General features: G+C 68.4%; 24 protein-coding genes. 8 read left to right on the top strand and 16 right to left on the bottom strand.

Annotation, left to right across the window (positions count from 1 at the left end; translation table 11 throughout):
• Positions 1 to 25 precede the first annotated feature (25 nt).
• From AVJ23_RS10540 to AVJ23_RS10525, 4 genes are read left to right on the top strand one after another with little or no spacing between them, the layout of a single operon-like run.
• Positions 26 to 1,423, top strand: a complete 1,398-nt coding sequence (locus AVJ23_RS10540; RefSeq protein WP_058862151.1) for an aminotransferase — start codon at positions 26 to 28, stop codon at positions 1,421 to 1,423.
• Positions 1,424 to 1,441: 18 nt separating this feature from the next.
• Positions 1,442 to 2,389 carry a dihydrodipicolinate synthase family protein gene (locus AVJ23_RS10535; RefSeq protein ID WP_157772659.1) on the top strand — a complete coding sequence of 316 codons (948 nt, stop codon included), beginning with the start codon at positions 1,442 to 1,444 and terminating at the stop codon, positions 2,387 to 2,389.
• 39 nt (positions 2,390 to 2,428) lie between these two features.
• Positions 2,429 to 3,211 (top strand): SDR family oxidoreductase, encoded by a 783-nt coding sequence (locus tag AVJ23_RS10530; RefSeq protein ID WP_058862149.1) that lies wholly within the window; start codon positions 2,429 to 2,431, stop codon positions 3,209 to 3,211.
• Positions 3,211 to 3,921 carry an SDR family oxidoreductase gene (locus tag AVJ23_RS10525; RefSeq protein WP_058862148.1) on the top strand — a complete coding sequence of 237 codons (711 nt, stop codon included), beginning with the start codon at positions 3,211 to 3,213 and terminating at the stop codon, positions 3,919 to 3,921. The genes AVJ23_RS10530 and AVJ23_RS10525 overlap by 1 nt, the downstream gene beginning before the upstream one ends.
• A 16-nt stretch (positions 3,922 to 3,937) precedes the next feature.
• Here AVJ23_RS10525 and AVJ23_RS10520 read toward each other — a convergent pair whose 3' ends face one another.
• The 12 genes from AVJ23_RS10520 to AVJ23_RS10465 form a co-directional block, all read right to left on the bottom strand.
• Positions 3,938 to 4,372 carry a type II toxin-antitoxin system VapC family toxin gene (locus AVJ23_RS10520; protein ID WP_058862147.1) on the bottom strand — a complete coding sequence of 145 codons (435 nt, stop codon included), beginning with the start codon at positions 4,370 to 4,372 and terminating at the stop codon, positions 3,938 to 3,940.
• Positions 4,363 to 4,587: a type II toxin-antitoxin system Phd/YefM family antitoxin gene (locus tag AVJ23_RS10515; protein ID WP_058862146.1), complete on the bottom strand. Its 225-nt coding sequence runs from the start codon at positions 4,585 to 4,587 to the stop codon at positions 4,363 to 4,365. The genes AVJ23_RS10520 and AVJ23_RS10515 overlap by 10 nt, the downstream gene beginning before the upstream one ends.
• Before the next feature lie 133 nt (positions 4,588 to 4,720).
• Positions 4,721 to 6,265 (bottom strand): aminomethyl-transferring glycine dehydrogenase subunit GcvPB, encoded by a 1,545-nt coding sequence (gene gcvPB, locus AVJ23_RS10510; RefSeq protein ID WP_058862145.1) that lies wholly within the window; start codon positions 6,263 to 6,265, stop codon positions 4,721 to 4,723.
• Positions 6,262 to 7,641 (bottom strand): aminomethyl-transferring glycine dehydrogenase subunit GcvPA, encoded by a 1,380-nt coding sequence (gcvPA, locus tag AVJ23_RS10505; RefSeq protein WP_058862144.1) that lies wholly within the window; start codon positions 7,639 to 7,641, stop codon positions 6,262 to 6,264. Before gcvPA ends, gcvPB begins: the two co-directional genes overlap by 4 nt.
• A gap of 18 nt (positions 7,642 to 7,659) precedes the next feature.
• A complete protein-coding gene (locus AVJ23_RS10500; protein WP_058862143.1) occupies positions 7,660 to 8,742 on the bottom strand; it encodes an ATP-NAD kinase family protein in 1,083 nt (360 codons plus the stop codon).
• A 402-nt stretch (positions 8,743 to 9,144) separates the two neighbouring features.
• Entirely contained in the window at positions 9,145 to 9,885 is a 741-nt protein-coding gene (locus AVJ23_RS10495) for an SDR family NAD(P)-dependent oxidoreductase (protein ID WP_058862142.1), read from the bottom strand.
• Positions 9,882 to 11,555: an SMP-30/gluconolactonase/LRE family protein gene (locus AVJ23_RS10490; RefSeq protein WP_058862141.1), complete on the bottom strand. Its 1,674-nt coding sequence runs from the start codon at positions 11,553 to 11,555 to the stop codon at positions 9,882 to 9,884. The genes AVJ23_RS10495 and AVJ23_RS10490 overlap by 4 nt, the downstream gene beginning before the upstream one ends.
• A gap of 3 nt (positions 11,556 to 11,558) precedes the next feature.
• Positions 11,559 to 12,680: an ABC transporter ATP-binding protein gene (locus AVJ23_RS10485; RefSeq protein WP_058862140.1), complete on the bottom strand. Its 1,122-nt coding sequence runs from the start codon at positions 12,678 to 12,680 to the stop codon at positions 11,559 to 11,561.
• Between the two features lie 12 nt (positions 12,681 to 12,692).
• Positions 12,693 to 13,526: a carbohydrate ABC transporter permease gene (locus AVJ23_RS10480; RefSeq protein WP_058862139.1), complete on the bottom strand. Its 834-nt coding sequence runs from the start codon at positions 13,524 to 13,526 to the stop codon at positions 12,693 to 12,695.
• A gap of 10 nt (positions 13,527 to 13,536) precedes the next feature.
• Positions 13,537 to 14,484 carry a carbohydrate ABC transporter permease gene (locus AVJ23_RS10475; protein WP_058862138.1) on the bottom strand — a complete coding sequence of 316 codons (948 nt, stop codon included), beginning with the start codon at positions 14,482 to 14,484 and terminating at the stop codon, positions 13,537 to 13,539.
• An 82-nt stretch (positions 14,485 to 14,566) separates the two neighbouring features.
• A complete protein-coding gene (locus AVJ23_RS23175) occupies positions 14,567 to 17,023 on the bottom strand; it encodes an extracellular solute-binding protein (protein ID WP_205626851.1) in 2,457 nt (818 codons plus the stop codon).
• Positions 17,016 to 17,921 carry a dihydrodipicolinate synthase family protein gene (locus AVJ23_RS10465; protein ID WP_157772658.1) on the bottom strand — a complete coding sequence of 302 codons (906 nt, stop codon included), beginning with the start codon at positions 17,919 to 17,921 and terminating at the stop codon, positions 17,016 to 17,018. The genes AVJ23_RS23175 and AVJ23_RS10465 overlap by 8 nt, the downstream gene beginning before the upstream one ends.
• Before the next feature lie 97 nt (positions 17,922 to 18,018).
• On the opposite strand from AVJ23_RS10465, the gene AVJ23_RS10460 reads away from it, so the two are divergent.
• Genes AVJ23_RS10460 through AVJ23_RS10445 form a run of 4 tightly spaced genes read left to right on the top strand, consistent with a single transcriptional unit; the run spans position 18,019 to position 21,582 of the window.
• Entirely contained in the window at positions 18,019 to 18,927 is a 909-nt protein-coding gene (locus AVJ23_RS10460) for a 2-dehydro-3-deoxygalactonokinase (RefSeq protein ID WP_058862136.1), read from the top strand.
• Positions 18,924 to 19,295, top strand: a complete 372-nt coding sequence (locus tag AVJ23_RS10455) for a VOC family protein (protein ID WP_058862135.1) — start codon at positions 18,924 to 18,926, stop codon at positions 19,293 to 19,295. Before AVJ23_RS10460 ends, AVJ23_RS10455 begins: the two co-directional genes overlap by 4 nt.
• Positions 19,283 to 20,152, top strand: coding sequence for a DMT family transporter (locus AVJ23_RS10450; protein ID WP_058862134.1), 870 nt, complete (start codon positions 19,283 to 19,285; stop codon positions 20,150 to 20,152). The genes AVJ23_RS10455 and AVJ23_RS10450 overlap by 13 nt, the downstream gene beginning before the upstream one ends.
• A complete protein-coding gene (locus AVJ23_RS10445; protein WP_084794460.1) occupies positions 20,149 to 21,582 on the top strand; it encodes a sulfatase family protein in 1,434 nt (477 codons plus the stop codon). The genes AVJ23_RS10450 and AVJ23_RS10445 overlap by 4 nt, the downstream gene beginning before the upstream one ends.
• A gap of 24 nt (positions 21,583 to 21,606) precedes the next feature.
• Here AVJ23_RS10445 and AVJ23_RS10440 read toward each other — a convergent pair whose 3' ends face one another.
• From AVJ23_RS10440 to AVJ23_RS10425, 4 genes are all read right to left on the bottom strand, one after another.
• Positions 21,607 to 22,719 carry a tartrate dehydrogenase gene (locus AVJ23_RS10440; RefSeq protein ID WP_058862132.1) on the bottom strand — a complete coding sequence of 371 codons (1,113 nt, stop codon included), beginning with the start codon at positions 22,717 to 22,719 and terminating at the stop codon, positions 21,607 to 21,609.
• Positions 22,720 to 22,839: 120 nt separating this feature from the next.
• Positions 22,840 to 24,621: an SLC13 family permease gene (locus tag AVJ23_RS10435; RefSeq protein WP_058862131.1), complete on the bottom strand. Its 1,782-nt coding sequence runs from the start codon at positions 24,619 to 24,621 to the stop codon at positions 22,840 to 22,842.
• 107 nt (positions 24,622 to 24,728) lie between these two features.
• Positions 24,729 to 25,679: a Gfo/Idh/MocA family protein gene (locus AVJ23_RS10430; protein ID WP_058862130.1), complete on the bottom strand. Its 951-nt coding sequence runs from the start codon at positions 25,677 to 25,679 to the stop codon at positions 24,729 to 24,731.
• Positions 25,676 to 26,683 (bottom strand): NAD(P)-dependent oxidoreductase, encoded by a 1,008-nt coding sequence (locus AVJ23_RS10425; RefSeq protein WP_205626850.1) that lies wholly within the window; start codon positions 26,681 to 26,683, stop codon positions 25,676 to 25,678. The genes AVJ23_RS10430 and AVJ23_RS10425 overlap by 4 nt, the downstream gene beginning before the upstream one ends.
• Between the last annotated feature and the right edge of the window lie 10 nt (positions 26,684 to 26,693).

Here is a 26,693-nt window from a genome sequence, read left to right as displayed (position 1 = left end):
ACTTCACGACACAAGGAGGCCGGGCATGAGCGGCACGCGCGATCTGGACAGGCGCTATGTCTTCCACCCCTTCAGCATGGCACAGACCCACGAGCAGGGTGGCGCACAGATGATGGCCCGCAGCGCCGAGGGCTGCTGGATCACCGATGATGACGGTCGGCGCTACCTCGACGCCATGGCCGGGCTGTGGTGCGTCAACGTGGGCTACGGGCGCGAGCGCATCGCCGATGCGCTGGCCGACCAGGCCCGGCAGCTGAGCTATTTCCACGGCTTCAGCTCGATGGCCACCGAACCCGCCGCGATCCTCGCCCAGCGGGTGATCGACAAGGCGCCGGACGGCTTTTCCAAGGTGTTCTTCGGCGCCTCGGGCTCGGATGCCAATGACACGCAGGCCAAGCTGGTCTGGTATTACAACAACGTGCGCGGCAAGCCCGAGAAGAAGAAGATCATCGCCCGCGACCGCGGCTATCACGGCGTCTCGGTGATGACCGGCGGGCTGACCGGGCTGCCGGGGCTGCATGCGGGCTTCGACCTGCCGCTGCCGATGATCCGCCACGTCTCGGCGCCGCACAACATCTGGACCCGCCATGCCGGCGAGGATGACGCCGCCTTCTCGGCCCGGCTCGCGCAGGAGCTCGAGGACCTGATCCTCGCCGAGGGCCCCGAGACCGTGGGCGCCTTCATCGCCGAGCCGGTGATGGGCGCGGGCGGCGTGATCGTCCCGCCCGAGGGGTATTTCCCGGCCATCCGGCAGGTGCTCGACCGTTACGACGTGCTGCTGATCGCCGACGAGGTGATCTGCGGCTTCGGCCGGCTGGGCCACTGGTTCGGCTCCCCGGCCACCGGCATGACACCGGACCTGATCTCGGTCGCCAAGGGCATCACATCGGGCTATGCGCCGCTGTCGGGCGTGCTGGTGGGCGACAAGGTCTGGCAGGTGATCTCGGGCGCGGGTGCGGCGAAATACGGCGTGTTTGGCCACGGCTATACCTACACCGCCCACCCGGTGATGGCCGCCGCCGCGCTGGCCAATCTCGACATCGTCGAGGAAGAGGGGCTCGTCGCGCGCGCCGCCGAGATGGGCGCCTATCTGAACACCGCGCTGGCGCGGGCCTTCGACGACCTGCCCATCGTGGCCGAGACGCGCGGCAAGGGCCTGATGGCGGCGGTCGAGTTCGCGCGGCCCACCGCCGAGGGCTGGCAGCGTTTCGACGCCGCGCAGACGGTGGGGCCGCGCATCGTGCGCGCGGCGCTTGAGGATGGGGTGATCGTGCGGGCGCTGCCCAATGGCGACGCGGTCAGCTTCTCGCCGCCCTTCACCGTGACCCCCGAAGAGATCGACCTGGCGGTCTCGACGGTGCGCAAGGCGGCCGGGGCCGTCTGCGACGCGCTGCGCGCCGATGACGCGCTCGCGCCCCTGTAAATTGACGAGGACAGACCCGTGGACAGAAACACCATCACATGGTCCGGCTGCATGCCCGCGATCACCACGCCCTTCACCGCGCAGAACGCGGTCGATCATGACGCGCTGGCCGCGAATATCCGCCGGCTGATGGCGCAGGGCGCCACCGGCGTCGTCGCCGCGGGCTGCACGGGCGAGTTCTGGGCCCTGCGCCCCGAGGAACGCGCCGAGATCTACGCCACCGCCCGCAAGGCCGTGGGCCCCGACGGCACTGCCATCGTCGGTGCCGCGGGCATCACCCCGCGCGACGTGATCGCCGCGATGAAGGATGCCGCGCAGGCGGGCGCCGATGCCGCGCTGGTCATGCCGCCCTTCTTCGCGCATCTCTCGCGCCCCGAGATCATCGCCCATTTCACCGCCGTCAGCGAGGCCGCGCCGCTGCCGGTGATGCTCTACAACATCCCCGGCAATGCCGGGAACGCGCTGACGCCCGACATCGTGGACGAGCTGGCCGATCTCGACAATGTGGTGGCGATCAAGGAAAGCTCGGGCGACTGGCTGAACTTCCACGGCACGCTGACCCGCGCGGGCGACCGCATCCGCGTGTTCTGCGGCCCCTCCTCGACCATCGGCATGCCGGCCATGCTGGCAGGCTGCGACGGGCTGGTGGACTGCTTCCCCAATGTCTGGGACGCGCTGCTGGACATCTGGCCCATGGTGCAGCAGGGCCGCATGGACGAGGCCTGGGCGATCCAGTCCTGCGCGCAGGAGCTCACCCAGCTCTTCATCACCGGGGGCCGCACGCTCTATCCCGCGACCAAGGCGGCGATGGACCACCTGGGCTTCCCCGGGGGCGGCGCCCCCCGCCCGCCGCTGCAACCGCTGCAGGGCGAGGCGCTGGCCGGCCTGCAGCGCGGGCTCGACCGGCTGCTGAACCAGCCCGTGCCGCGCCCGGTGGCGCAGCACCACGCCGAAACCGGCGCCTGAGCGGCGCCACGCAAAGACCGACCACAGGAAGGAACATCAATGGAACTGGGTCTCAAGGGCCGCCGCGCCATCGTCTCTGCCGCCAGCAAGGGGCTGGGCCGCGCCTGCGCCTTCTCGCTGGCCGCCGAGGGCGTGGATCTCGTGATGAACGCGCGCAGCGCCGATGCGCTGGAGGCCACCGCCGAGGAGATCCGCGCCGCGCATGGCGTGAACGTCACCACCGTCGCCGCCGATTTCACCGATGCCGAGGGCCGGGCAGAGATCCTGTCCAAGGCCGGCGAGACGGATATCCTCGTCACCAACCCGGGCATCCGGCAGATCCCCGGCGAATACGAGGACTGGACCCGCGCCGACTGGGACGAGTGGTTCAACGCGCATTTCTTCTCGTCGCTGGAAATGATCACCGGTGTGCTGCCGGGGATGCGCGCACGCAAGTTCGGCCGCATCGTCAACATCTCGGTCAGCTTCATCAAGTTCCCGCAGCCGCATTTCGCGCACAGCCATTCCGCGCGGCTGGCGCTGTCGGGGGCCATCGCCTCGCTGGTCAAGGAAACCGTGCGCGACAACGTGACGATCAACACGGTCTGCCCGGGCTTCTTCGACACCGACGCCCTGCACACCAACCTGCACAACCACGCAAGGCGCGGCAACACCACCTACGAGGCCATCGTCGAGAACCGCATCCAGAGCGTGCCCGCCGGGCGCTTTGCCGACCCAAGGGAATGCGGCGATCTGGTCACCTTCCTGTGCTCGGACCAGGCGGGTTTCATCGTGGGGCAGAACATCATCAACGATGGCGGCGTCTACCAGGGCCTGTTCTGATGGACCGGATCGTGATGATCTCGGGCGGGGCGCGGGGCCTTGGCGCCGCGCTCACCGCCCGCTGCCTTGCCGACGGGCACCGCGTCTCGGTCGGACTGCGCCGGCCCGAGGCGCTGGCCGAGGCCTTTCCCGATGCCGATCCCGATCAGCTTCAGGCGTATCGGTTCGATGCCGACGCGCCCGAGACCGCGCAGGCCTGGGTCGACGCGACCGTGGCGCAGATGGGCGCGCCCGATGCGCTGGTGAACAATGCCGGGATCCTCAAGATGGTGGATTTCACCCGCGGCACCGACGAGGATCTCGACGATCTCTGGCGTGTCAACGTCAAGGCGCCCTTCCGCCTGATCCGCGCCGCCCTGCCCCATCTCAAGGCCTCGGGGCGCGGCCGCGTGGTGTCGATCGCCTCGACGGATGCCAAGCGCTACCGCGATCCCAGCGCCTCGCTGGGCTACGTGATGACCAAGGGCGCGCTGCTGTCCATGACGCAGGCCGTCCGCTTCCAGGGCTGGGACGAGGGGCTGCGCGGCACCGCGATCTGCCCCGGCGCCATCGACACCGAGATGATCGCCGACATCCCCGGCGTCACGCCCAAGGACAAGCGCCTGCGCCCCGAGGACGTGGCCGAGATCGTCTCGCTGGTGCTGTCCCTGCCCAACCAGGCCAGCCTGCCCGAGATCGTGGTCAACACCCGGCTCGAGGCCTTCATCTGACCGGACAGGCGCGTCGTCAGGGCGCGCCTGTCTCCAGCATTTCGCTCCAGATGCGCCCCACCCATCCCGGAAACCCGGTCAGCCCGTCGAAGGCCGCGTCCTTCGAAATCACGGGACAGGCGATCTCGATCGCCGTGGCCGCGATCATCCGGTCGAACGGGTCCTTGTGCGCCCAGTCCATGCCGCCCGACAACATGGCCATCTCGGCCGTGTAGGGCGCGACAAGCCCGCCTTGCGCCCGCAGAAGCTGCGGCAGCCGGTCGACGATCCCTCCTACTTCGGGCCACTTGCCGGATCGGTGCTTGGCGGTGATCTCGTGAAAGCTGCAGGGGGGTACATAGACCGTACGGGCACTCTCGATCACGTCACGCGCGGGGCGCGACAGCTCCGACGGTTTGAACAGGCTCCAGACCCAGGTGTGGGTGTCGAGCAGGACAGTGCTCAGCTCCACAAGGCGCTCTCGTCATCCGGCATCGGTTCGAGGAAATCGGGAAGGTCCGTCACTGCGCCGTCGGCGATACCGATGCGGAAGGCCGGCTGCGGCTGCGCCGAGACCAGCCGCACGATCGGCTTGCCGCCGCGCGCGATCACTACCTCTTCGCCACGCTCGGCGGCGGCGATCAGCTCCGACAATTTCGCCTTGGCTTCGGCAATGTTCATCTGCATGGCACGACGTCCGATCCGAGGGCCCGGGTTGGTCCAAGCCTTGGACCAAGGTATGCCGCACCAAGCGAGTTTGCAAGAGCGTCTGCACGCGCTGAGCGGCGGGCAGAGGGGTAGCCCCCTGCCCGCCCGCAACTCACTCCGCCGCCATCGACTTCAGGTGCTTGCGCGCGTAGGCGCGCCAGGTGGTGGCCCAGACGCCGGGTTCGTCGAGCGCGCTGGTCAGCTGGTGGATCGGCGCGTTGTGCGGCGCGGTCTTGACGATCTCGGGATCGGAATAGGCCTCGCCGATCACGTGTTCCAGCACGTCGATCCAGTAGTCGATATCCTCCTTCGACCAAAGCTCGCCCGCCTCCGGCGTGAAGGGCTCGGCCACCAGGAAGGGCTCGTGGCTCAGCCACAGCGCGTCGATCCCGAAATCGGTCATCCGCATCGAGATGTCGAAGATCGAACAGCCTGTGTCCTGCGCCACCTGCTCGACCGAATGGCGCGTCATCTCCATGCGCGGCACGTCGATCCCGGGGTTGGAGCGGCTGACGCCCTTCACCTCGCCCAGGCGCTTGTCCATGTAATTGTTGGCCAGCACCGAGATGTCGGCCGCCTCGCGCAGCCCCTCGGCCCCCATGGCCCGCGCCCAGGCATAGGCCTTGAGCACCTGCGGCGCGTTGCCCATGAATTCGCGCACGCGCCCGATGCTCTGGGGCCGGTCGGTGTCCAGCGCATAGCCGTCCCCCTGCTTGACCACGACCGGGCCGGGCAGGAAGGGCACCAGGTGCTCGGCGCAGCCATAGGCGCCGACCGCCGGGCCGCCGCCACCCTTGGGCGCGCCGAAGGTCTTGTGCAGCATGTACATGCAGGCGTCGAAGCCCAGCTCGCGCGCGCGCAGCCGCGTCATCACCCCGTTGAAATTGGCATGGTCGTAGAAACACAGGCCACCGGCCTCGTGCACGATCCGCACCCATTCCTTGATGTCGGGATTGTAGATTCCCATGTCGTCGGGATTGTTCACCATCAGCGCCGCGGTGCGCGGGCCGACCACGGATTTCAGCTGTTCCAGCGAGGGATAGCCGTTCTCCTCGAGGCTCAGCGTGATCACCTCGAACCCGGCCGTGTTGGCGGTGGCGGGCGAACAGGGGTGCGTCTGGATCGTGGTGATGATCTGGTCGCGCTGCTGCAGCTCGCCCCGGCTGGCATGATAGGCGCGCGTCACGCAGGCATGGGTATAGGCCGCATCCGCGCCCCCGCCCGCCTGGAAGACGAACTGGTCCATGCCGCTGACTTCGCAGAGGAAATCGCTGAATTTGTCGTACATCTCCAGCACGCCCTGCAGCGTCTCGGCCTCCTGCAGCGGATGCAGCCCCTTGAGATGGTCGAGGCTGGCGCGCTCGCCGATCCGCGGGTTGTATTTCATCGTGCAGGTGCCGAAGAGCGAGATTCCCATCATGCCCAGCGTCATCTGGCTGAGATGCAGGTAGTGGCGCAGCGCGTCATGCTCGGTGATCTCGGGCAGCGCGGGCGCGGTCTTGCGCGCCGCCTTGCCCGGCAGATCCGGCGCCGGCGCGTCCTCGAAGACCACGCCGCGACGGCCGCTGCCGGTCATCTCCATCACCACCGGCTCGGACCATTTCGCGGCCCGGTAGCCGTTGGAGCGTTTCAGGTAATCCTTGATGGGGGCGGTCATGCCACGGCCTCCTTCACTGCTGCGACCAGCCGGTCGATATCGTCCTCGGTATGCGCTTCGGTCACGCAGAACAGCGCCGCGTGGCCCTCGATCCCCGGCTCTCCGGTCAGGTCCTTGCCGCCCAGCAGGCCGGCCGCGCGCAGACTTGCATTGACCTGCGCCACCGGCCTGTTGAAGGTCGCGACGAACTCCTTGAAGACCGGGCGCGACAGGTCGACCGACACGCCCTCCAGCCCGTCCAGCGCCTGCGCCGCGGCGCGCGACCGCGCCATGATCAGCCGGCCGATCTCGGCAAAGCCCTCGGGGCCCATCGCCGACATGTAGGCGGCATTGGCCAGCGCCCACAGGTAGACCGAGTTGCCGGTCCAGTCCTTGCCCTCGTCGCGCATCCCGTAGGAGGACTGGTGGAACAGCGCGAGGCCGAAGCCGTGCTCGCCCTTCACCCGGGTTTCCGAGATCGAGACGTTCAGCGTGTTGTATTCCCGCGCATAGCGCTCGTCATCGGGGCTGGCGATGAAGCCGCCCACGCCGCCGCCGGCATACATGTGCACGCCCAAGGGCTGGGTCGGGCCCACGGCCAGTGTCGCGCCATAGGCACCCGGCGCCTCCAACAGGCCCAGCGACAGCGGGTCGACCCCCACGATCGCCTCGGCGCCCGCCTCGCGCGCGATGGCACAGAGCGCGCCCGGATCGGGGTCGATCACGCCCAGGTAGCCCGGTGTCTCGAAATACAGCGCCGCGGCGCCATCTACCTTGGCGCGCAGGTCGTCGCGATCCATCGCGCCATCGGCGCCCACCTTGACCGGCACGATCTCGATATGGCGGGCCATCTCGACGGGTTCGCAATAGGTCTCCAGCACCATGCGGCGCTCGGGGTCCATAATCTCGGGGATGATGACCTTGCGCCGCCCCGTCATGCGCGAGGCCATGCGCACCGCATGCCCGATGGCACAGCCCCACGAGTAGACCGGCAGGCCCACGAAATCCATCTCGACCAGCGCACCGATCTGGCTGGTGAACTCGAACCAGGCCTGGTTGCGACCATGGTCCGAGGCGGGCGAGCCGAAGACCGAGGTCTGCCACTCGTAGCGGCCGACCACCTCGTCGCAGATCGCCGGCACGTAATGCGGCCAGGCCCCTGCCCCGCGGAAACAGGCCCCGGTCGGGAAGACCGTGTTCTTGCCCAGCATGTCGTCGAGATGCCGCGACAGCGCCACTTCCGAGGCCAGCTGCGGCGGCAGCTCCAGCGGGCGTTCCATCAGGTGATCCTCGGGGATCTGCGCGAACAGCGCCTCGACCGAGTTCACCCCCAGCGCGGCCAGCATCTCCTCCTTGGCCGACCCGCCGGAATTCGCCATCCATGGATGCGCTTTCATGTACCTCTCCTGTTGTTGTTACGCGACCACGCGCATCACCTGCCTGCGGCCCGGACCGGTGATCACCGGCCAGTACCCCGCAAGCGTGCCGTCCAGCGCGACATCGCCCGTGTCGATGGTCAGTTCCTGCGGGTTGAGCCCCGCCAGTTTCTCCGCCCCGCAGATCACGTCGATCGGCGGCATGCCGGCGGCGCGCAGCACCGCGGGCGAGATCTGCTGATTGCCGCGGCCCAGCACGAAGCCCTGCCCGCCCACGACCGTCAGCACGATGCGCACCCGCCGCCCGGCGACCCGCGCCATCAGCGCGCGCTCGTCCAGGTCGGTGCCGGTCACCAGCCCGCCCTCGGCCACGTCCACCCCCAGAAGCGAGCCGCCGCCCAGCCGGTCCTTCAGCGCCTTCATCGTGGCGCCGGGCCCCAGCACGTAAAGCGTGTCCTCGCGCATCCCTGCCACATAGGCGGCCAGCGCGGCGTCCATCTCGCCCACCGGGTCGGTGTTGCCCGCCTTGGGGTTCTGCCGCGCGCCAGCGAGGTCCAGAGGCGTGCGCGCCACGGTATAGAGCCGCGCCGACAGCCGCCCGGCCCGCCGCGCCGCCTCGTCGAGATCGAGGATCTCGACCATCTCGGTCCGCTGCCGCGTGTCCGACAGGAAAGCCGCCGTCATGCGGCCGGCCCGTTCGGGGCTGCGCGCAAAGACGCCGGAATGCATCTTCACGCCCGAGGGGATGCCCAGGATCGGGATGCCCGTGTCATTGGCCGCGCAGATGTCGCGCGCCGTGCCGTCGCCGCCGGCAAAGAGGATCAGATCCACCTGCCCCGCCATGGCGCGCACGCAGGCCTTGGTATCCTCGGCCGTGCCCTGCAGCACGTCGGGTCCGACAGGTGTCACCGTGCCCGTATCGGGCAGGACCGGCCCGGCCAGCACCTCGGCGTCGCAACTCTCGCGGAAGGCGGACAACGCCCGGGCAGCCCGCATCGGCGCCTGCGAGACACGCCCTTCGGCCGCGGCCCGCGCGCCGATATCGGCCTCGTCGCTGCCCTTGCGCGCCATGGCACCGCCCAGCCCGGCGACCGGATTGATGATCAGCCCCAGCCGTGCCACCTGCCCTTGATCCCGCTCATTCGTACTTTTGTTCGCATGATGAAACCTTGCCGATTCCCCATGGAACACGCAAGCAAAATTCCCCATCCTGCACTCAGGCATTTTGCCCCGGCGAACCGGCAAGCTCTTGCGGATCTCAGAACCACCTACACAGAGACACGTCGTTGCCGTCCCGCGGGCGACGGGTCCCGTCCCGAGAAACGTTCGCCGAGATGATGTTTCAGCCGGCGGCTTTTCCGACCGAGCCCCGAAGCGAGGCGTTGGCCGAGTTCAGGCAAGCCCAACGGACGTGCCATTGCGACACGCCTCGTTTTGACGCAGAGGCTTTGCGCCCAAGGAAAACAATACCACGTGGCAGCAGCCCGCGATCAGGACCGGGACGGGTTCGCGTTATTCCGGGGCTCAGACGACGCCGCCATCGACCACGATGCATTGGCCGGTCACCATGCGGGCGGCGTCCGAGGCCAGCCACATGGCGCAATCGGCGATGTCCGACGGGCGGATCAGGTCGGGGATGCATTGCAGGGCGTGGGATTCGGCCACCCAGTCCTCGCTCACCTGTCCGGCCACCCGGTCGGTGACAACGCGGCCCGGCGCGATCGCGTTGGCGCGGATGCCTCTCGGGCCGAGATCCCGCGCCAGTCCGCGCGTCAGGCCGACGATCCCCGCCTTGGCGGTGTGATAGGCGGTCAGGTTTCCCGCCAGCTTCATCCATGCGGTGGAGGAGAGGTTCACGATGGCCCCGCCCCCGGCCGCGGCCATGCCCGGGGCGACGAGGCCCGACAGGATCGCGTGGTGGTCGAGATTGACCGACAGCATCCAGCGCCACTGCGCCTCGGTCTGGTCATCGAAGGGGATGCGCCGGTCTACGCCCGCGTTGTTGACCAGAACGGTGACCGGCCCTTGCGCCTCGATGGCGGCCCCGGCCATGGCGCGGATCGCCTCGCTGTCGGCCAGATCGCAGACCTGCGTCTCGATCCGGTCGGAGGCGGCCGCCGTCCCGGCCAGGCCCTCGGCGTTCAGGTCCACGGCGCTGACACGGGCGCCGGCGGCCGCGAAGCCCAACGCGGTGGCGCGCCCGATGCCCGAAGCGGCCCCCGTGACCATCACGTGCCGGTTGCTGAAATCGAAAGCGGGGCTCATAACGCGACCTCGCGCACGGGCTGGCCGGCCACATCCACGTCAATGGCGAAGAGCGCGCCCGACAGCGGTGCTTCCTCCAGCACGCTGGCCGGCAGGCGGATCGAGGCGGAGGTGATGAAAAGCCGCTTCAGGTCCGCCCCGCCGAAACAGCAGCTGGTGGGCCGCGGCACGGGCAGGTCGATCTCGCGCTTCAGGGAACCGTCCGGCGCGTAGCAGGCCACGCGCCAGCCGTCCCAGATCGCCACCCAGAGATTGCCCTCGCTGTCGACGCAGAGCCCGTCGGGCTTGCCATCGGCGGGGTCGAAGGTCAGAAAGCTGCGCCGGTTCGACAAGGCGCCGGTTGCGCCGTCGAAATCATAGGCAAAGACGATGCCGAGCGCGGTGTCGGTGAAGTAGAAGACGCGCCCGTCCGGGCTCCAGTCCAGCCCGTTCGAGACCTGGAACCCGCCATCCACCGCCTTGGCGTCGGTCACGCTGTCGAACCGGTAGAGCGAGCCCGAGGGCATCGAGGCATCGAGGCTCATCGACCCGGTCCAGACGCGGCCCGCAGGGTCGGTCTTGGCATCGTTGAACCGGTTCGAGGGCATATGCGCCTCGGGGTCGAAGATGGTCTGCAGCTTGCCAGTCACCGGGTCATAGCGCTCCAGCCCGTTCTGTGTGACGGCCACCATGGCATTGCCAGCGGCGGGCAGGACGGCGCTGACCAGGTAAGGCGCCTGGATCATCTGATCCTCGCCGCGCTTCGGGTCGTAGCAGTGGAAGGCCGGTGCGGCGACATCGACCCAGTGCAACAGCCCCTCGCGGGCGTCCCAGACCGGGCCTTCGCCGACGATGGCCCCGGCGGCCGAGAGGCATTCCAGCCCCTCCTCGACATGCGCCGTACGGCGCGGGTTGGGCGTGATGCTCACGGGGGCGCTCCCGATATTGCCCATGACCCGGCGCGCCGCTTCCATCAGGTCGCGTCCGATCACGTGGCGGCGTTCGTAAGGCAGGCGGCTGGCCAGGGCGGTGACGACGATCGCCCCGTGCCCCATGCCGGGCGGCCCGTTGACCGGCACCGCGATGACCACGACCCCGTCGAGGCTGCGCGAATGGGCCAGCGAATAGCCCCGCGCCCGGCTGATGGCGAAATCCGCCAGAAGCGAGGATTGCTCATCCGCCGACAGCCCCCCGATCATGCCGTTGACCCGGTGGGGCGGCATGGCCGACAGGATCGCATGGCCCGAGGCGCTGGCCAGCGCGGGCAGTTCGCGGCCGATCTCGACCCCGATGGCCAGCGGGTTCGAGGGGCGGCGCACGTCGACATAGATGATCCGGTCGCCTTCCAGCACCGCGAGGCTGACGGTCTCGTTCAGCTCGCCCGACAGGCGCAGGACCTCGCTTTCGGCAGCGCTGCGCAGGTCGAAACTGGCCATCGACTTGCTGGCCAGTTCGATCAGCCGGTGCCCCAGCGCATAGGTCTTGAGCCGCGGGTCGTGACGCACGTAGCCGAACTCGGTCAGCGCGCCCAGCAGGCGGTAGAAGGTCGCCTTGGGCAGACCGGTCGCGGACAGAAGCTCGGTCGAGGTGGCCGGGCGCCCGATCTCGTCGAGGATCTCGAGGATCTGCAGGCCCTTGACCAGCGTCCCCGCGCCCGGGAAGCGTTCAGCGATTTTCTCGAACCTGTCCAATGCTCAGCCCGCGACCTCGTTGGTATCGGGGTCGAATACATGAATCTTGTCGACCGGGAAAGAAAGGTTGAGCGTCTCGCCATCCCGGTAGCGCCGGTCGTCGATCACGCGGATCAGCATGGACTGGGCATCACGCTCCTCGTCATTGGCCAGCGCGGTGCGGTCCAGTTCCAGCATGTTCTGACCGGGCGTGTGGAAATGCAGGATCTTCTCGGTCCCAAGGTTCTCGACCAGGGTCAGGCCGACCGACGGTCCGCTCTCGGCCACACGCAGATGCTCGGGGCGGATGCCGAAGATCATGTCGCGCCCCGCCATGGCGGCGCATTTCGCCGGCAGCGCGATCTTGGTCTCGCCGAACCGGGTGACCGGACCGTCGGCGCCGGTCGCCACCGTGCCGTGGAAGAAGTTCATGCCGGGCGAGCCGATGAAGCCGGCGACGAAGATGTTGTTCGGCGTGTGGAACAGGTCCTCGGCGCTGCCCACCTGCTGGATCTCGCCGCCCTTCATGACGACGATCTTGTCGGCCATGGTCAGCGCCTCGGTCTGGTCGTGGGTGACATAGATCGTGGTCACCCCCAGCCGCTTCTGCAGCTTGACGATCTCGGAGCGGGTCTGCACGCGCAGCTTGGCATCGAGATTGGACAGCGGCTCGTCCATCAGGAAGGCCTTGGGCTCGCGCACGATGGCCCGGCCAAGCGCCACGCGCTGGCGCTGGCCGCCCGACAGGGCGCGCGGCTTGCGGTCGAGGTATGGGGTCAGTTCCAGCACGCGCGCCGCCTCTTCGACGCGGGTGTTGATGTCGCGCGCGGCCATGCCCTGCATCTTCAGGCCGAAGCCGATATTCTTGCGCACCGACATGTGCGGGTAGAGCGCGTAGTTCTGGAAGACCATCGCGATGTCGCGCTTGCCGGGGCCCAGCTCGGTCACGTCGCGCCCGCCGATGCTGATGGTGCCGCCGGTGGTGGCCTCGAGCCCGGCCAGCATCTTCAGCGCGGTGGACTTGCCACAGCCCGAGGGGCCGACGAAGACGCAGAACTCGCCATCGGCGATGTCCAGGTTGAAGTCACGGATCGCCTCGACCGCGCCATAGCTTTTCTTGATCTGATCGAATTGGACGGTTGCCATGTATCTGCTCCGTTACTTCTCGGACCCGGCAGCCAGGCCACCGACGAGGAAACGTTCAAGGAAGAGGTAGACGATGATGATCGGGATGGAGGCCATGATGGAGCCCGCCATGATGACGTTCCACTCGGTCACGAACTCGCCCTTGAGCGAGGCGATGCCCATCTGCAGCGTCCAGCTTTCATCCGTCGTGGTCAGGAAGGTGCGCCCGAACAGGAAATCCGACCAGCTGACCACGAAGGCATAGAGCGCCGTCGCCGCCAGCCCCGGCGCCGCCACCGGCAGCACGATGCGCCAGATCGTGCCCAACGGCGAGCAGCCATCCACCAGCGCGGCCTGTTCCAGCTCGGGCGGCATGGTGTCGAAATACCCTTTCAGCATCCAGGTGCAGAAGGGCACGATCAGCGTCGCCTGCGCGATCACCACCGACCAGAGCGAGCCCACCAGACCGGTGGAGCGGAAGATCGCAAACAGCGGGATGATCAGCAGCGTGGCCGGCAGCATCTTGGAGGTCAGGATGAACAGCCCCAGGCCCTGCCCGCCGCGCAGCCGGAAGCGCGACAGCGCATAGGCGGCAAGGATCGAGACCGCCAGCGAGATCGTCATCGTGGCAAAGGCGATCAGGATCGTGTTCGAGAACCACAGCATGAACGGGTGTTTCGCCAGCAGGTCGGCAAAGACGTTCCACTGCGGATCGGTGGGCCAGAACTGCGGCGGATAGGCGCGCAGGTTGGACGAGGGCTGCAGCGCCGTCACCACCATCCAGTAGATCGGGAAGAGCAGCAGCGCGCAGGTCACGATGACCGTGGCATAGAGCGCGAAAGTGCCCAGCGGGTGTCTTTTTTGCATCGTTGTCCCCTCAGTGCACCGATTTCGCCATGCGCCCGACCAGCGCCCGGCTGATGACCGCGCAGAGCACCATGGTCAGAACGCCCACCGCGGCCCCCTGCCCCATGCGGAAGAACTCGAAGCTCTGCTCGTAGGTCAGGATCGACAGGGTCGTCGTCGCGCCCAGCGGCCCGCCCTGCGTCAGCACGTGGATGATGGCGAAGTCGCGGAACACCCAGAGCGTGGTCATCACCAGCGTCACGCCGACCACGGGCAGCATGTTGGGCAGGGTGATGTACCAGAAGCGCTGCCAGACCCCGGCGCCGTCCACCTTGGCGGCCTGGTACTGTTCCTCGGGGATGGATTGCAGGCCGGCCAGCAGCATGATCGACATCAGCGGGTAGCCCTTCCAGATCATCACGAAACAGACCGCGGCGAAGGCGGCATTGGGGTCGGAACCGAAGGCGATGGGCTCGCTCACCATGCCCGATCTCATCAGCAGCCAGTTGACCAGCCCGAAGGAGCTGTCGAGCATCCAGGCCCAGATCACCGTGGCAACCACCTCGGGCACCGCCCAGGGCAGCGCCACGAAGAGCCGCGCGGCGGCCCGGCCGCGGAATTTCTGGTTCACCAGCATCGCGGTGGCAAAGCCGATGATGACCGACAGGCCGCCCACCACGGCCACAAGCTTGAAGGTGACCCAGAGCGCGTGCCATGTCTCGCCCGAGCCGAAGAGCCATTGGTAGTTCTCCAGCGTCCAGGGCTCGGCCCCGTCGCCGATCCGCGCGATGCGCACGTCCTGCATCGAGATGCTGACGGAGAGCAGGATCGGGTAGACGATGATCACGGCCATCAGCAGCACCGCGGGCGCCAGCAGCAGGTAGCCGAACTTGGCACGGTGTCGCGGGGCGCTGAAATCGATGGTCGCGAACAGCCCGCCCGACGATCTGCCGCGATGGGGGGTGGTGGTGTCGGTCATGTGTCCATTTGCCCTTGTCTGGCCGGATGCGGCCGGATCTGGCCGGGCCCCGCGCGGGGGCCCGCACCGGTTGGCGGTCAGGTCAGTCCTTGATGCGCGTGACCTGCTCCTGCAGGCGCGCGGCGGCCTCTGCCGGGTCAAGATCCTGCAGGATCATCTGCTGGGCAACCTTGTAGAAGATCTTGACGACCTCGTTGTTCTCCAGCTCGAGCCCCTTGGGCAGGCGGTCGACATTGGCCGCCGCGGCATCCTCGGCCGCCTGCGCCAGCACTTCGAAGGACGGGTTGTCGGCCTTCAGCTGGGTATAGTCCACGCCCGGACGCGGCGCCGGGGTCTTGGACCACGACGCGAAGCGCTGCTGGTACTTGGGCGAGGCGGTCAGCGCGATGAAATCCCAGACCAGTTCCTTCTTCTCGTCCGACATCTCGGCCGACATGCCCAGCACGTTCGAGGTGCCGCCCAGCGGCGGCGAGAAGGGCGAGTTGGTGATCGCGAGGTTCTTCTGCACTTCCGGCGCGGCGCTGCGGAAGGTGTTGTTGATCCAGCCGCCATCGACGGTCATGGCCAGCCGGCCTTCCAGCAGCAGCTGGCGCACATCGGCCGAGCTCAGCTCTTTCGGGGTCAGGCCTTCGGTGAAGAGCTGCTTGTAGCGGGCCAGCCCCTCGATCACCTCGGGCCGGTCGAAGGCGGGCTCGCCATCCACGGTCCAGCTGCCGCCGGCATCCAGCACGAAGTTCAGCGCTTCCTGCATGACGCTGGCCGCGTCGTCGAAGGGCAGCGCGATGCCGTACTGGTCGATGATGCCGTCGCCGTCGGTGTCCTTCTTCAGCGCGCGCGCCGCTTCGAGGTAGCTGTCCCAGTCGGTCGGGATCTCGACGCCGGCCTCCTGGAAGATCCGTTCGTTATGCGCCAGCACGAAACCGGTATAGAGCAGCATGATGCAGACGGTGTCGCCGTTCCATTCGCAGGTGGACTGGCCGGCCCAGCCCTCGAGATCCAGGCCGGACTGCTCGATCCACGGGTCCAGCGGCTCCATCCAGCCTTCGTTGGCGAAGGGCTGGAACTCGAACGCGGCCAGGTGCACGATGTCGGGCGGGTTGCCGCCGGCGAACATGGTGAACATCGTGTCGGCATATTCGGCCCGCGCCACGCGGGACATGTTGATGGTCACGCCGGGATGGGTGTCCTCGAACTCGGCGATGATCTCGTTCCACCAATCGCCATAGCCCGGCTCGTCCTTCATCCAGCTGACGAAGGTCAGCTCCTCGGCGGCGGCCGGCAGGGCGGTCAGCAGGGTGCTGGCGGCCAGCATGGCGCCGATTGCGGTATTCCTCAGGGTTTTCATGGGGTCTCCTCCTCTTGAGACTTGAAGCGTCAGCAATGGTGTCAGATGGGCCATGCCGTCCGCATTGGGTGCGACGCCGTGGCCCGGGGTCTCGGGCACGTGGAAATGACCGTCCTCGCAGCGCGCCGCCCCCTCCAGCAGCGTGGCATTGGCGGGGTAGATCGTGTGCTGGAACTCATGTGCCTCGGCGCCGGCGGCCAGCGCGGCGCGGAAGCTGGCATTGGCGAAGATGCCCATCCCGATGGTCGCATGCGGCATGATCGCGGCGCCGGCCTCGCGCGCCAGCCCGGCGATGCGCATGAATTGGGTGATGCCGGTATGGCCCATCTCGGGCTGCACGATCCGCGCGGCCGCGCGACGGGGCAGGTAATCCCATGTCGTGCGCCATTCCTCTCCCAGCGCCAGCGAGCAGGCGATGCCCTGGCCGACCTCGATCTGGGCGGCGATGTCCTCGGCCGCGACCGGGGCCTCGATGAACCACGGATCAAAGGGCGCGATCTCCTGCCCCAGTGCGATGGCTGCCTCTGCCGTGCGCGTCCAGTGCACGTCGACGGCGATCTTCTGTACCTCGCCAAGGCCGCCGCGCAGGCTCTCGAACTCGCCGCGCACGTCGCCGCCGTCGCTGTGGCTGACCGGGATCTTGACCATGTCGAAACCCTTGGCCTGCCAGCCTTGGGCGAGTTCCAGCCGCGCCTGTTTGGTCGGCTCCGGCAGGCCCGAGACATAGGCAGGCACCTGCCCCGCCCCGGGCGTGCCCAGCGTCGCCTGCAGGCTTTCGCCACGGCTGCGCGCATGAAGATCCCAAAGCGCGATATCCAGCGCGGCCAGCGTGTCGGCCAGGTAGCCGCCCCAATAGCCGCGGACGCGCTGCAACTCGTACAGCTTGTCCCAGACCGCGTCGGGGCGCGCCGGGTCGAGCATCATCAGGTAGGGGCCCAGCAGATCCTCGATCAGCGCGGCGACGATCCCCGGCGCCACAAGGCCATAGGTCTCGCCCCAGCCGGTGGCACCGCTGCTGTCGGTCAGCCGCAGCACGACCGAGCGGTCCATGCGCGGATAGACCGTACCGTTGAATTTCCGCACGATGTGATGGCTGCCAAGCGCGAATTCACCGGCGCCGAGATTGCCGAGATAGCTCTCGCCCCGGCTGCGCTCGAAGGCAAAGACCTCGATCCGTGCGATGCGCTCATGCATCGGCCATCTCCGGCACCTGCACCGTGCGCTCGTAGAGCTCCAGAGCCAGCTCCTTCAGCTCGGCATCCATCTCGGGCAGCGGCTCGCGCACGTCGTCGCACTCGATCAGGCCGCGGCTCTTCAGGATCAGCTTGGTCAGCCGCATCCGGTAGGGCGCCTGGATCAGCAGCAGCGGCAGCGAGCGTTCGTAGAGGCGCAGCGCTTCCTTGCGGTCATGCGCGACATAGGCGCGATAGAGCGCCACGTGCAGCTCCAGCAGCTCGATGGCGGGCATGGTCGCGATCGCGCCGCGGTCCAGCTCTTCCAGCAGGTAGCGCGCCCCGCCGCCACCGATCACACCATCCAGATCCGGGCCGCAGCCGGCCACCAGCCTTGAGACCTTGGGCCCCGAGGGGATGCCCTCTTCCTTGACATAGCGGATCGCGGGCACCTCGGCGGCCAGCTTCAGCATCTCCTCGGCGCTCAGGTCTGCGCCGCGCGGCTTGAACAGGTTCTGCAGGATGATCGGACGGTCCGGCCCCAGCGCCTCGGCGATGCGGGCGAACCACGTGCCGGCCTGATCCGCCATCGCGGGCACGGCCATCGCCATGATGCCGTCGGCGCCATGCTCGACCGCCATGCGCGTGATCTCGACCATCTCGGCGGGGTCGGCAGAATTCACCCCCGCGATGACCGGCACCCGGCCGGCGGCCAGTCGCGTCACCAGGCCCAGGCAGCTGCGCCGCTCGTCGGCGCTCAGGAACAGGTCTTCGCTTGCCACGCCGGGATAGACCAGCGCCGCGGCCCCGGCCTCGATCGCGTGGACGGTGACCCGTTTCAGCGACGGCTCGTCGGCTTGGCCGTCGGCGCCGAACGGCGTCGGAACGATCGGCAGGATGCCCTTCAGGGGTCTATTCATCGTTTGTCCCATTATGTGCAACTAACGTTTCATAGTTGAAACATAAGATCAGGCGCCGTAGCCTGTCAACGCGTTTTCACAGGACAGGAGCCGGCACATGTCACGCATCGCCTTCATCGCGGTTGATTGGGGAAGCACCGCCTTCCGGGCCTGGGCGCTGGATCACGGCGGCGCCGTGCTGGCCACGCGCACCGGGCCGGACGGGTTGAAATCCATTGAGAACAGGGCATTTTCTGAGGTTCTCGACCGCCATTGCGGCGACTGGTGCGCCGCCGCGCCGGAGGCCCCCGTGCTCATGCAAGGCATGGTGGGCGCGCGCGGCGGCTGGGTCGAGGCGGCCTATGCCCCCTGCCCCGCGCGGTTCGGGCAACTGACGGCACAGGCCACGCGGTTCGAGGCGGATGGTCGGACCATCGTGATTCTCCCCGGCGCCACGGTGGCCGACGACAGCGGCGGTCATGACGTGATGCGCGGCGAGGAGGTGCAGATCTTCGGCGCGGCCGAGCTGACCGGGCGCGGGACCGCCCAGATCTGCATCCCCGGCACCCATTGCAAATGGGCCGAGCTGCGTGACGGCGTCCTGACCGGTTTCCGCACCTTCGTGACCGGCGAGATGTACCAGTTGCTGCTGCAACACTCGCTGGTGGGCGCCCTTTCCGAGGGCACGGACCTGCGGGACGGTGCCTTTCGCCGCGGGCTGGACCGGGGGGCCGCGCTGCCCCTCTCGCACGCGGTCTTCGCCGCGCGGGCCAGCACCCTGACCGGCAACATGGCGCCGGCCGAGGTGGCCTCGTTCCTGTCGGGCGTGCTGATCGGCGCGGAATGGGCCGCGCAGGACCAACCCCGGGACGTGCTGCTAATGGCCAGCGGCGTCCTGGCCGATCGTTACGCCGCCGCGCTGACGCATTTCGGCACGCCCTTCGAGAGCGTGGATGCGGACGCGGCGACGCTGGCCGGGCTGACCCGCGCGGCCCGCAGCCCCTGGCCCGAGCGGGTGGCGGCGTGACCGAAGCACCCGCGCTGACCCTCAACCATGTCGCCCTTGCCGCCCCCGACCCCGGGCGGAGCATGGCGTTCTACGCCGCCTTCGGCTTTCGTCCGGGGTTCCGACGCACCGATGACGCGGGGCGCATTGCCCTGCAGCAGATGTGGCGCGGCACCGTCTTCGTCGAACTGCTCGCAGACCGGACAGACCCCGCGCCGGGTCATTTCGGCCTGCACTGCCCTGACCTCGAAGCGGTGCTGGACCACCTCGCAGCGCAGGGCATCGCACCGCTTTACCCGCCCCGGCGCGGCCAGTCCGGCGTGCTCTGGACCTTCTTCGAGGATCCCGCCGGCAACCTGGTGGAGGTCACGGCCCCTTGCCCCGGCTGAGCCTCGATGACGGCCAGTCGCTTGCGCTGGTGGCGCTGTTCAGCGGCGTGGCCTCGGGCGTGGCGATCAAGGCGATCGGGCCGATGCCGCCGGGTCAGGCCATCGCGCTGCGCGCGGTGCCGGCCGTGCTGCTGATCGCGGCTTTTGTTGTGGTCCGGCGCAAGGGTCCGGCGCGGCTGGTCGGGCCACGGGGACTTGTCCGGGCCGGGCTGGACGCGGTGGCCGCGCTGACCTTCTCGCTGGCGATCTTCGAGCTGCCCCTGTCGCTTCTGGCCAGCATCCACGCCACCCTGCCGGTCCTGTCGGTGATCCTGTCGGGCGTGGTACTGAAGGAGCGTCTGCGCCCGGGCAACTGGGCGGCGCTGGCGCTGGCCTGCGCAGGCACGCTGCTGGTCCTGCAGCCGGGGCTGACCTTCTCGCCGCTGGGCATCGCCCTCGCGCTGGTCTCGACTCTGGCTTATGCGCTGCGCGACGTGACCACCCGGCAATTGCCGCGCCGGACCGACACGTTCCGCATCGCGCTGGTGTCGATGGTGCTGGTCGGCGCGGTATCGGCCCTTTTGCCCGCGGGCGGACGATGGGTGTGGCCAACCGCGTCCGATACGCTGCTGATCGGGCTGGCCGCGCTGGGGCTCGTCGGCGCCAATGTACTGATCATCGTCGCGCTGCGCTGGACCGAGCTCAGCCGCATCGCGCCCCTGCGCTATTCCAGCGTGCTCTGGTCGCTGGCCTTCGATGCCGCGCTTTGGGGCTACCTGCCCGATCCGCTGGCGGCCTGCGGCATCGCCCTGATCGTGGGCGCGGGGCTCCTTCAGCTTCACACCGCGTCCGACAACAGATTCAAGGACATGACATGAGTGCTCGACCCAATATCCTCTTCCTTCTGCCCGACCAGCTGCGACCGGATTTCCTTGGCTGTTACGGGGCGGAGTTCCTCAGGACCCCGGCCATCGACGCGTTGGCCGCACAGGGCACGCGCTGGCAGACCGCGATCTCGCCATCGCCGATCTGCGTGCCGGCCCGGGCGTCGATGCTGACCGGCCAGCACGCCCATGCCACCGGCATCATGCACAACCTGTGCTGGCTGCGCCCCGACCGGCACAAGATGGGCCTTCGCACCTGGCCCGAGATCCTGGCCACCGAGGGCTACCGGACCTCGGCGATCGGCAAGATGCATTTCTATCCGTGGGACCGCTCCGAAGGGTTCCAGCATCGCGTCATCGCCGAGGACAAGCGCCACATCCACGTGCGCGACGACTATCACCACGCGCTGGCGGCCGAGGGCTTTACCAAGCTGCACGGCAAGGAAATGGCGGGCTACCACGAGACCAAGGGCGCCTGCATCAACCCGCTGCCCGATCACCTGCAGCCCGACCGCTGGGTGGCGCAGCGCGCCGCCGATCACCTGCGCAGCCTGCGGGGCGACCAGCCCTTCGCCATGATGGTGGGCTTTCCCGGGCCGCATTGCCCCTATGATCCGCCGGCCGAGGCGCTGGACCGCGTCGACCCGTCCGCCCTGCCCGATCCGCTGCCCCGCACAGCCGAGAGCGAGACCCACATGGACGCGCATGTGGCAGCCTACAAGCGCGACTGGGCCGGGCTCGACTATTCCCGGCTGAGCGCGGCGCAGGTCCGGGCCATCCGGCATCACTATGCCGTTTCGGTCGAGCGGCTGGACGAGGACGTGGCCCTGCTGGTGGAGACCCTGCGTCAGACCGGTCGGCTGGAGAACACGATCATCGTCTTTGCCTCGGACCACGGCGATTACCTTGGCGATTTCGGGCTGATGGGTAAGGGGTTCTTCCACGAACCCTCGATCCGGGTGCCGCTGATCGTGGCCGATTTCCGCGCGCCGGCGGCGCGGGTCGAGACCGCGCCGGCCTCGCTGCTGGACCTGTTTCCGAGCTTCCTGCACTGGGCCGGGGCCGCGCCGGCGCCGCAGGCCCAGGGGCTCCGCCTATCCGAGCCTGACAGCGACCGCGCCATTGCGGGCGCCACATCCGGCGGCTTCATGCTGCGCACGCCGCGCTGGAAACTGGTGCGCTACGGCAACGGCACGCAGGCGCTGTTCGACCTCGAGGCCGATCCCGGTGAACAGGAGAACGTGATCGACGCCCACCCCGCGACCCGGGCCGAGCTGGACGCGGCCCTGACGCGCAGCCTGTTGCAGGGCTTTGCCACGGGCCATGCCGACAAGGCCGTGGCAGCGGCGAAATCTCCGCCCGAGGGGCCCTTTCACGACCCGTTCTGGCAACGCCCCTATCCCGCGCCGCCCGCGACGCAATAGGTGCCGGCGGGCTGGCCCGGCTCCTTAGATATTCTCGCTGCGGATGGCTTCGCAGACGGCGTCGGTGACCTCCTGTGTGGTGGCGGTGCCGTCCACATCGGGTGTCAGGATGCCGTCGGCGCAAACCTTTTCCACAGCGCGCATCAAGCGGGTGGCGGCGGCAGGTTCGCCGAGATGGTCCAACATCTGGCTGGCCGTCCAGAAGGTGGCGACCGGGTTCGCGATGCCCTTGCCGGTGATGTCGAAGGCCGAGCCATGGATCGGCTCGAACATCGAAGGATACCGTCGCTCGGGGTCGATATTGCCGGTGGGGGCCACGCCAAGGCTGCCCGCCAGCGCACCGGCGAGGTCGGACAGGATGTCGGCGTGAAGGTTGGTCGCGACGATGGTGTCGAGACTCTTGGGGTCCTTGACCATGCGCACGGTCATCGCGTCGACCAGCATCTTGTCCCAGGTCACGTCGGGAAAGTCCTTGGCCACCTCGGCGGCGATCTCGTCCCACATCACCATGCCGAACCGCTGGGCGTTGGATTTCGTGACCACCGTCAGGAGTTTCCGAGGCCGCGAGCGGGCCAGCTCGAACGCATAGCGCATGATGCGCGTGACGCCGGTGCGGGTGAAGATCGACACCTCGGTGCCCACTTCCTCGGGCATGCCCTGGTGGGCGCGCCCGCCATTGCCGGAATACTCCCCCTCGGAGTTCTCGCGCACGATGACCCAGTCGAGGTCACCCGGCCCGACACCGGCCAGCGGCGAGGTGATGCCCGGCAGGATCTTGGTCGGGCGCACATTGGCATACTGGTCGAAGCCCTGGCAGATCGGCAGGCGCAGGCCCCAGAGTGTCACGTGGTCGGGCACATCCGGCGCGCCCACCGCTCCGAAGAAGATCGCGTCAAAATCCTTGATCTGCTCGCGCCCGTCCTCGGGCATCAGCGCGCCGGTCGACTTGTAGCGCTCCGAGCCCCAGTCGAATTCGGCGACCTCGAAGGTGAAGCCGCCATCGCGGCGGGCCAGCACCTCGAGCGCCTGCAATCCTGCGGCGATCACCTCTGGGCCGATGCCGTCGGCCGGAATCGAGGCGATCCTGTAGCTCCGGGGGGCCTGCCTTGCCGCCGTGGCGTCTTTCGGGGTCGTCATGCTGTCTCCTCCTCGTGAACGCGCGGTCCCCGTTCGGGCCCGCGCCTGATCGCGTGCTGTCGGGCATCTCGCCTTTTCCCGGACCATATGCACCTTCGCACCAAAGGGGCGAGGGCCGTGTCAGCCATAAAGCCACCAGATCCCGGCGCAGGCCACGAGCCCGCAGACAAGGTTCATCGGCACCCCGATCCGCAGGAAATCGGCGAAACGGTAATTGCCGGCGCCATAGATCAACGTGTTCGTCTGGTAGCCGATCGGGGTCGCGAAGCTGGCCGAGGCGCCGAACATCACTGCCATGGTCAGCGCCCGGGGATCCATCCCGGTGCTGTCGGCAAGCCCGATGGCGATCGGCGTGTAGATGATCGCCACGGCATTGTTGGTGACCGTCTCGGTCAGGACCGAGGCCAGCAGGTAGACCGTCAACAGGGCAAGGAACGGCGGAAACCCCGCGATAGTGGGCGCCACCGCGTCCACCAGAATCGCGACGGCGCCAGTGTTCTGCAATCCCAAGCCAACGACGAGCATCGCGAAGATCAGCACGAGGATCGAGCCGTCGACAAGGCTCCAGGCCTCGTCGGAATCGATGCAGCGCGAGACGAGGATCGCCGCCACGGCGAGGATGGAGAGCGTGGCGATCTCGGAGATCCCGAGCGCTGCAAGCCCCACCACACCGGCCAGCGCGGCCAGCGCCAAGGGTGCGCGCCGGCGCCGGTAGGCGCGGCCCGTGGGGCGGCTGACAGAGACGAGCTGCGCCTCGTCCTCGAGCGCCTGGAAGGCGTTGCCCGGCCCCTCGAGCAGCAGCTTGTCGGCCGGGCGCAGGCGGAGCGCGCCCAGCTCGCTGCCCAGGCCCTGGCCGTGGCGACGCGCGCCCAGCACCCGCACGCCGTAGCGGCGCCCCAACCCCATGCGGCTGAGCGGCCGCCCGATATTGGACTTCCGCGGCGAGACCACGACCTCGACCGTGACAAGATCCTCCTTGGGCAGCTGCCGACCGCCGAGGCCCACCCGGAGACCGTCATCCTCGTGCATGGTCAGAAGCTCGGAGGTCGGCGCGCTGAAGATGACCCGATCGCCCTCTTCCAGCTCCAGCTCGGCCAAGGGGCCGCGCAGGGTCTTGTTGCCGCGCCGCACCGCGATCACGCTGACCTGGCTGCGCCCGAACGAGGCGGCCTCCTCCAGCGTCTTGCCGACATGCGTGTCCCCGGTGATCTCGGCCTCGGACAGGAAGGCCATCGTGCCGGTCATGCCCTCGGGCGCCTGTGCCCCGCGCGCGGGCAAAAACCATCGGCCTAGAAGCGCCAGCGTGGCACCGCCCGCCACCGCCACCATCAGCCCGACCGGCGTGATCTCGAAGATGCTGAACGGCGCGAGCCCCTGTTCCCGCGCCACGCCGTCCACCAGCAGGTTGGTCGAGGTGCCGATCAGCGTGCAGGACCCGCCCAGGATCGCGACATAGGAGAGCGGCATCAGCAGGCGGGTCGGCGCGGTGCCCATGGCCGAGGCCAGCCGCAGGATAACCGGGATCAGCACCAGCACGACGGCCGTGTTGTTGACGAAGCCCGAGGCAACGAGCGTCGCGCAGAGCACCAGGCCCAGGGCGAGGACCGGTCGTTCCTTGGCATGCGCCACCACCCGGTCCGAGAGCGCCTCGAGCACGCCGGTTCGCACCAGCGCCCCCGACAGCACGAACATCGCCCCGATCGTCAGCGGCGCCGGGTTGGAGAAGACCGACAGCAGCTCCTCGGTGCTGACGAACTCCAGCGCGACGAAGATCGCGGCGAGGCCCGCGGCGGGCACCTCGGGCGGGTAGCGTTCCAGAAGGAAGATCCCGAACAGCGCAACCAGCAATGCCAGCGAGATCGCCGCATCATATGTCTCGAAGAGTTCGAGCAATCCCGCCATGCATCCGTGCCCCTGCCCGATCCTGACTGCCGACCGAGCCTAGGCGGTTTTGCCCCGGACAGAAACCGGATCGCTTCGGACCGGCGCGCCGGTCCGCAGGGCCCATCTCAGGGGACCAAGGCCTCCAGCAAGCGCGCCGAGGACAGGCTCATCGCCTGCGGGACGATGTCGCTTTGCGTCCGGCCGGCACGCAGGCAGTCCTGCACATGCATCGCTTCGTGGGCGTAGCCGTTGCCGATGTAAGGCAGATGGATCTCTTCCGGCGACCCGCCCCCGGTCAGGACCAGCCGGTCCGGGCAGTGGAAATCCTGCGGGATGGCCAGCGTGCCCGCATCGCCCGTGACCAGAACCGAGACGGGCATTTCCGCCCGAAACCCGAAGGAGAGCTGCGAGACGGCATCGCCCTCGTGCCGCGCGGCGACCACGACCATTTCATCGACGCCCGTCGGGCCCGTGACGATCTCGGCCCGGCTGCTGGCGATCGGCCCGGCCAGAAGCTGCGCGACGGTGAAGGGGTAGACGCCAAGATCCAGCGTCGCGCCGCCGCCAAGCGCCGGGTCGAACAAGTTGGGAAAGTGCTGCGGGTCGCGCGCGCTGACAAATTGCGCCGACAGGTGACGGGGCGTGCCGATGGCGCCTTCGCCGATCAGCGCCTGCGCCCGCCGCATCGCCGGGAAGAAGGCGGTCCACATCGCCTCCATCAGGAAGAGGCCTGCGGCGCGGGCCGCCTCGATACAGTCCTGCGTGTCGGCGGCCGAGGTTGTCAGGGGCTTTTCGCAGAGAACATGCTTGCCCGCCGCCAGCGCGTCGAGGATGTTCTGCTTGTGCGCCGCATTGGGCGTGGCGACATAGACGATGTCGATATCGGGGTCGGCCAAAAGCGCCGCGTGAGAGGGGTAGGCGCGCGGCACCTCCCATGTGCTGGCGAACCGGTCTGCCGAGGCCTGGCTGCGCGAAGCGACGGCGAGCAGTTCGGCCTCCGGCACATGGCGCAGCGCGGCGGCCATCGACCCCGCGATGTTCCCGGTGGCAAGGATGCCCCAGCGGAATGCGGTCATGACTGGATGCCCTTCTGCGCAGCGACGAGGCTGGCCACCTGGTCCCGGTTCGCCGGTTTCATCTGCCTATCAGGGCGCCCGTCAAGGATGGCCTGCACGTCATGCAGGATCATGTCGCCGATCAACTGCCGCCCGCCGGGCACGGCGGCGGCGCGGTGCGGTGACAGGATGACATTCGGCGCGCGGCGCAGGGGGTCGTCGAGACGCAGCGGCTCGGTCGGGAAGACATCGGTGGCCAGCGTGATGTGGCCGGCCTCGGCGGCGGCGACCAGCGCCGGGAAATCCACGCACCAGGCGCGGCTGATGACGACGACCAGCGCGCCCTTCGGCAGTTGCGCGATCAGCTCGGCATTCAACAAGTTGCGGGTCTCTTCCGAGGGCACCGCGGCCATCACGACGACGCGGGAACGCCTGACCAGTGTTTCGAGATCGCAAAGCGCGACCCCCGGCCCGGCATCTTTCAGGAACGGATCGAAGGCCAGCACTTCCGGCGCGAAAGGCGCCATCAGGCGGGTGCATTCCCGCGCGATCTGGCCGAAGCCGATATAGCCGACCGTCGCACCGAACAGCGTGAAGTCGGTCTCTGGGCGGTCGTCCAGCCAATGCTCGGACCCTGTGCGGAAGGCCTCGTGCTCGCGCACCAGCCCGCGGCCGCCGGCCAGTGCCATGGCCAGCGTCATCTCGGCCACCGACTGGCGGAAGCCAGGGGCGCAGGACAGCACCTCGATGCCCTTGTCGAAACAGGCATCATAGGCGAGGCCCTCGTTGATCGCGCCGGCGACCTCCATCACCGCGCGCAGATTCCCGGCCCGGCCGATCTGCGCGGCCGAAAGCCTGGGGAAGGCAGCCACATGAAAGGCCGCCTCCTCGATCAGGTCATCGACGCGCGCGGGGTCCATCGGCCAGTTGCGGCCACCTTCGATCCGGCAAATGTCGGACAGCGCGTCGAAGGTTTCGGGGCGGAACAGCTCTTCCAGCTGGCGGAAGTGCTGATCCAGGATCATCAATGGTTTG

The sequence above is a fragment of the Pseudoponticoccus marisrubri genome (assembly GCF_001482405.1).
Classification (GTDB): Bacteria; Pseudomonadota; Alphaproteobacteria; order Rhodobacterales; family Rhodobacteraceae; genus Pseudoponticoccus; species Pseudoponticoccus marisrubri.
The sequence above is the reverse complement of the archived record's forward strand: the minus strand, read 5'-3'. Positions and strand labels throughout refer to the sequence as shown.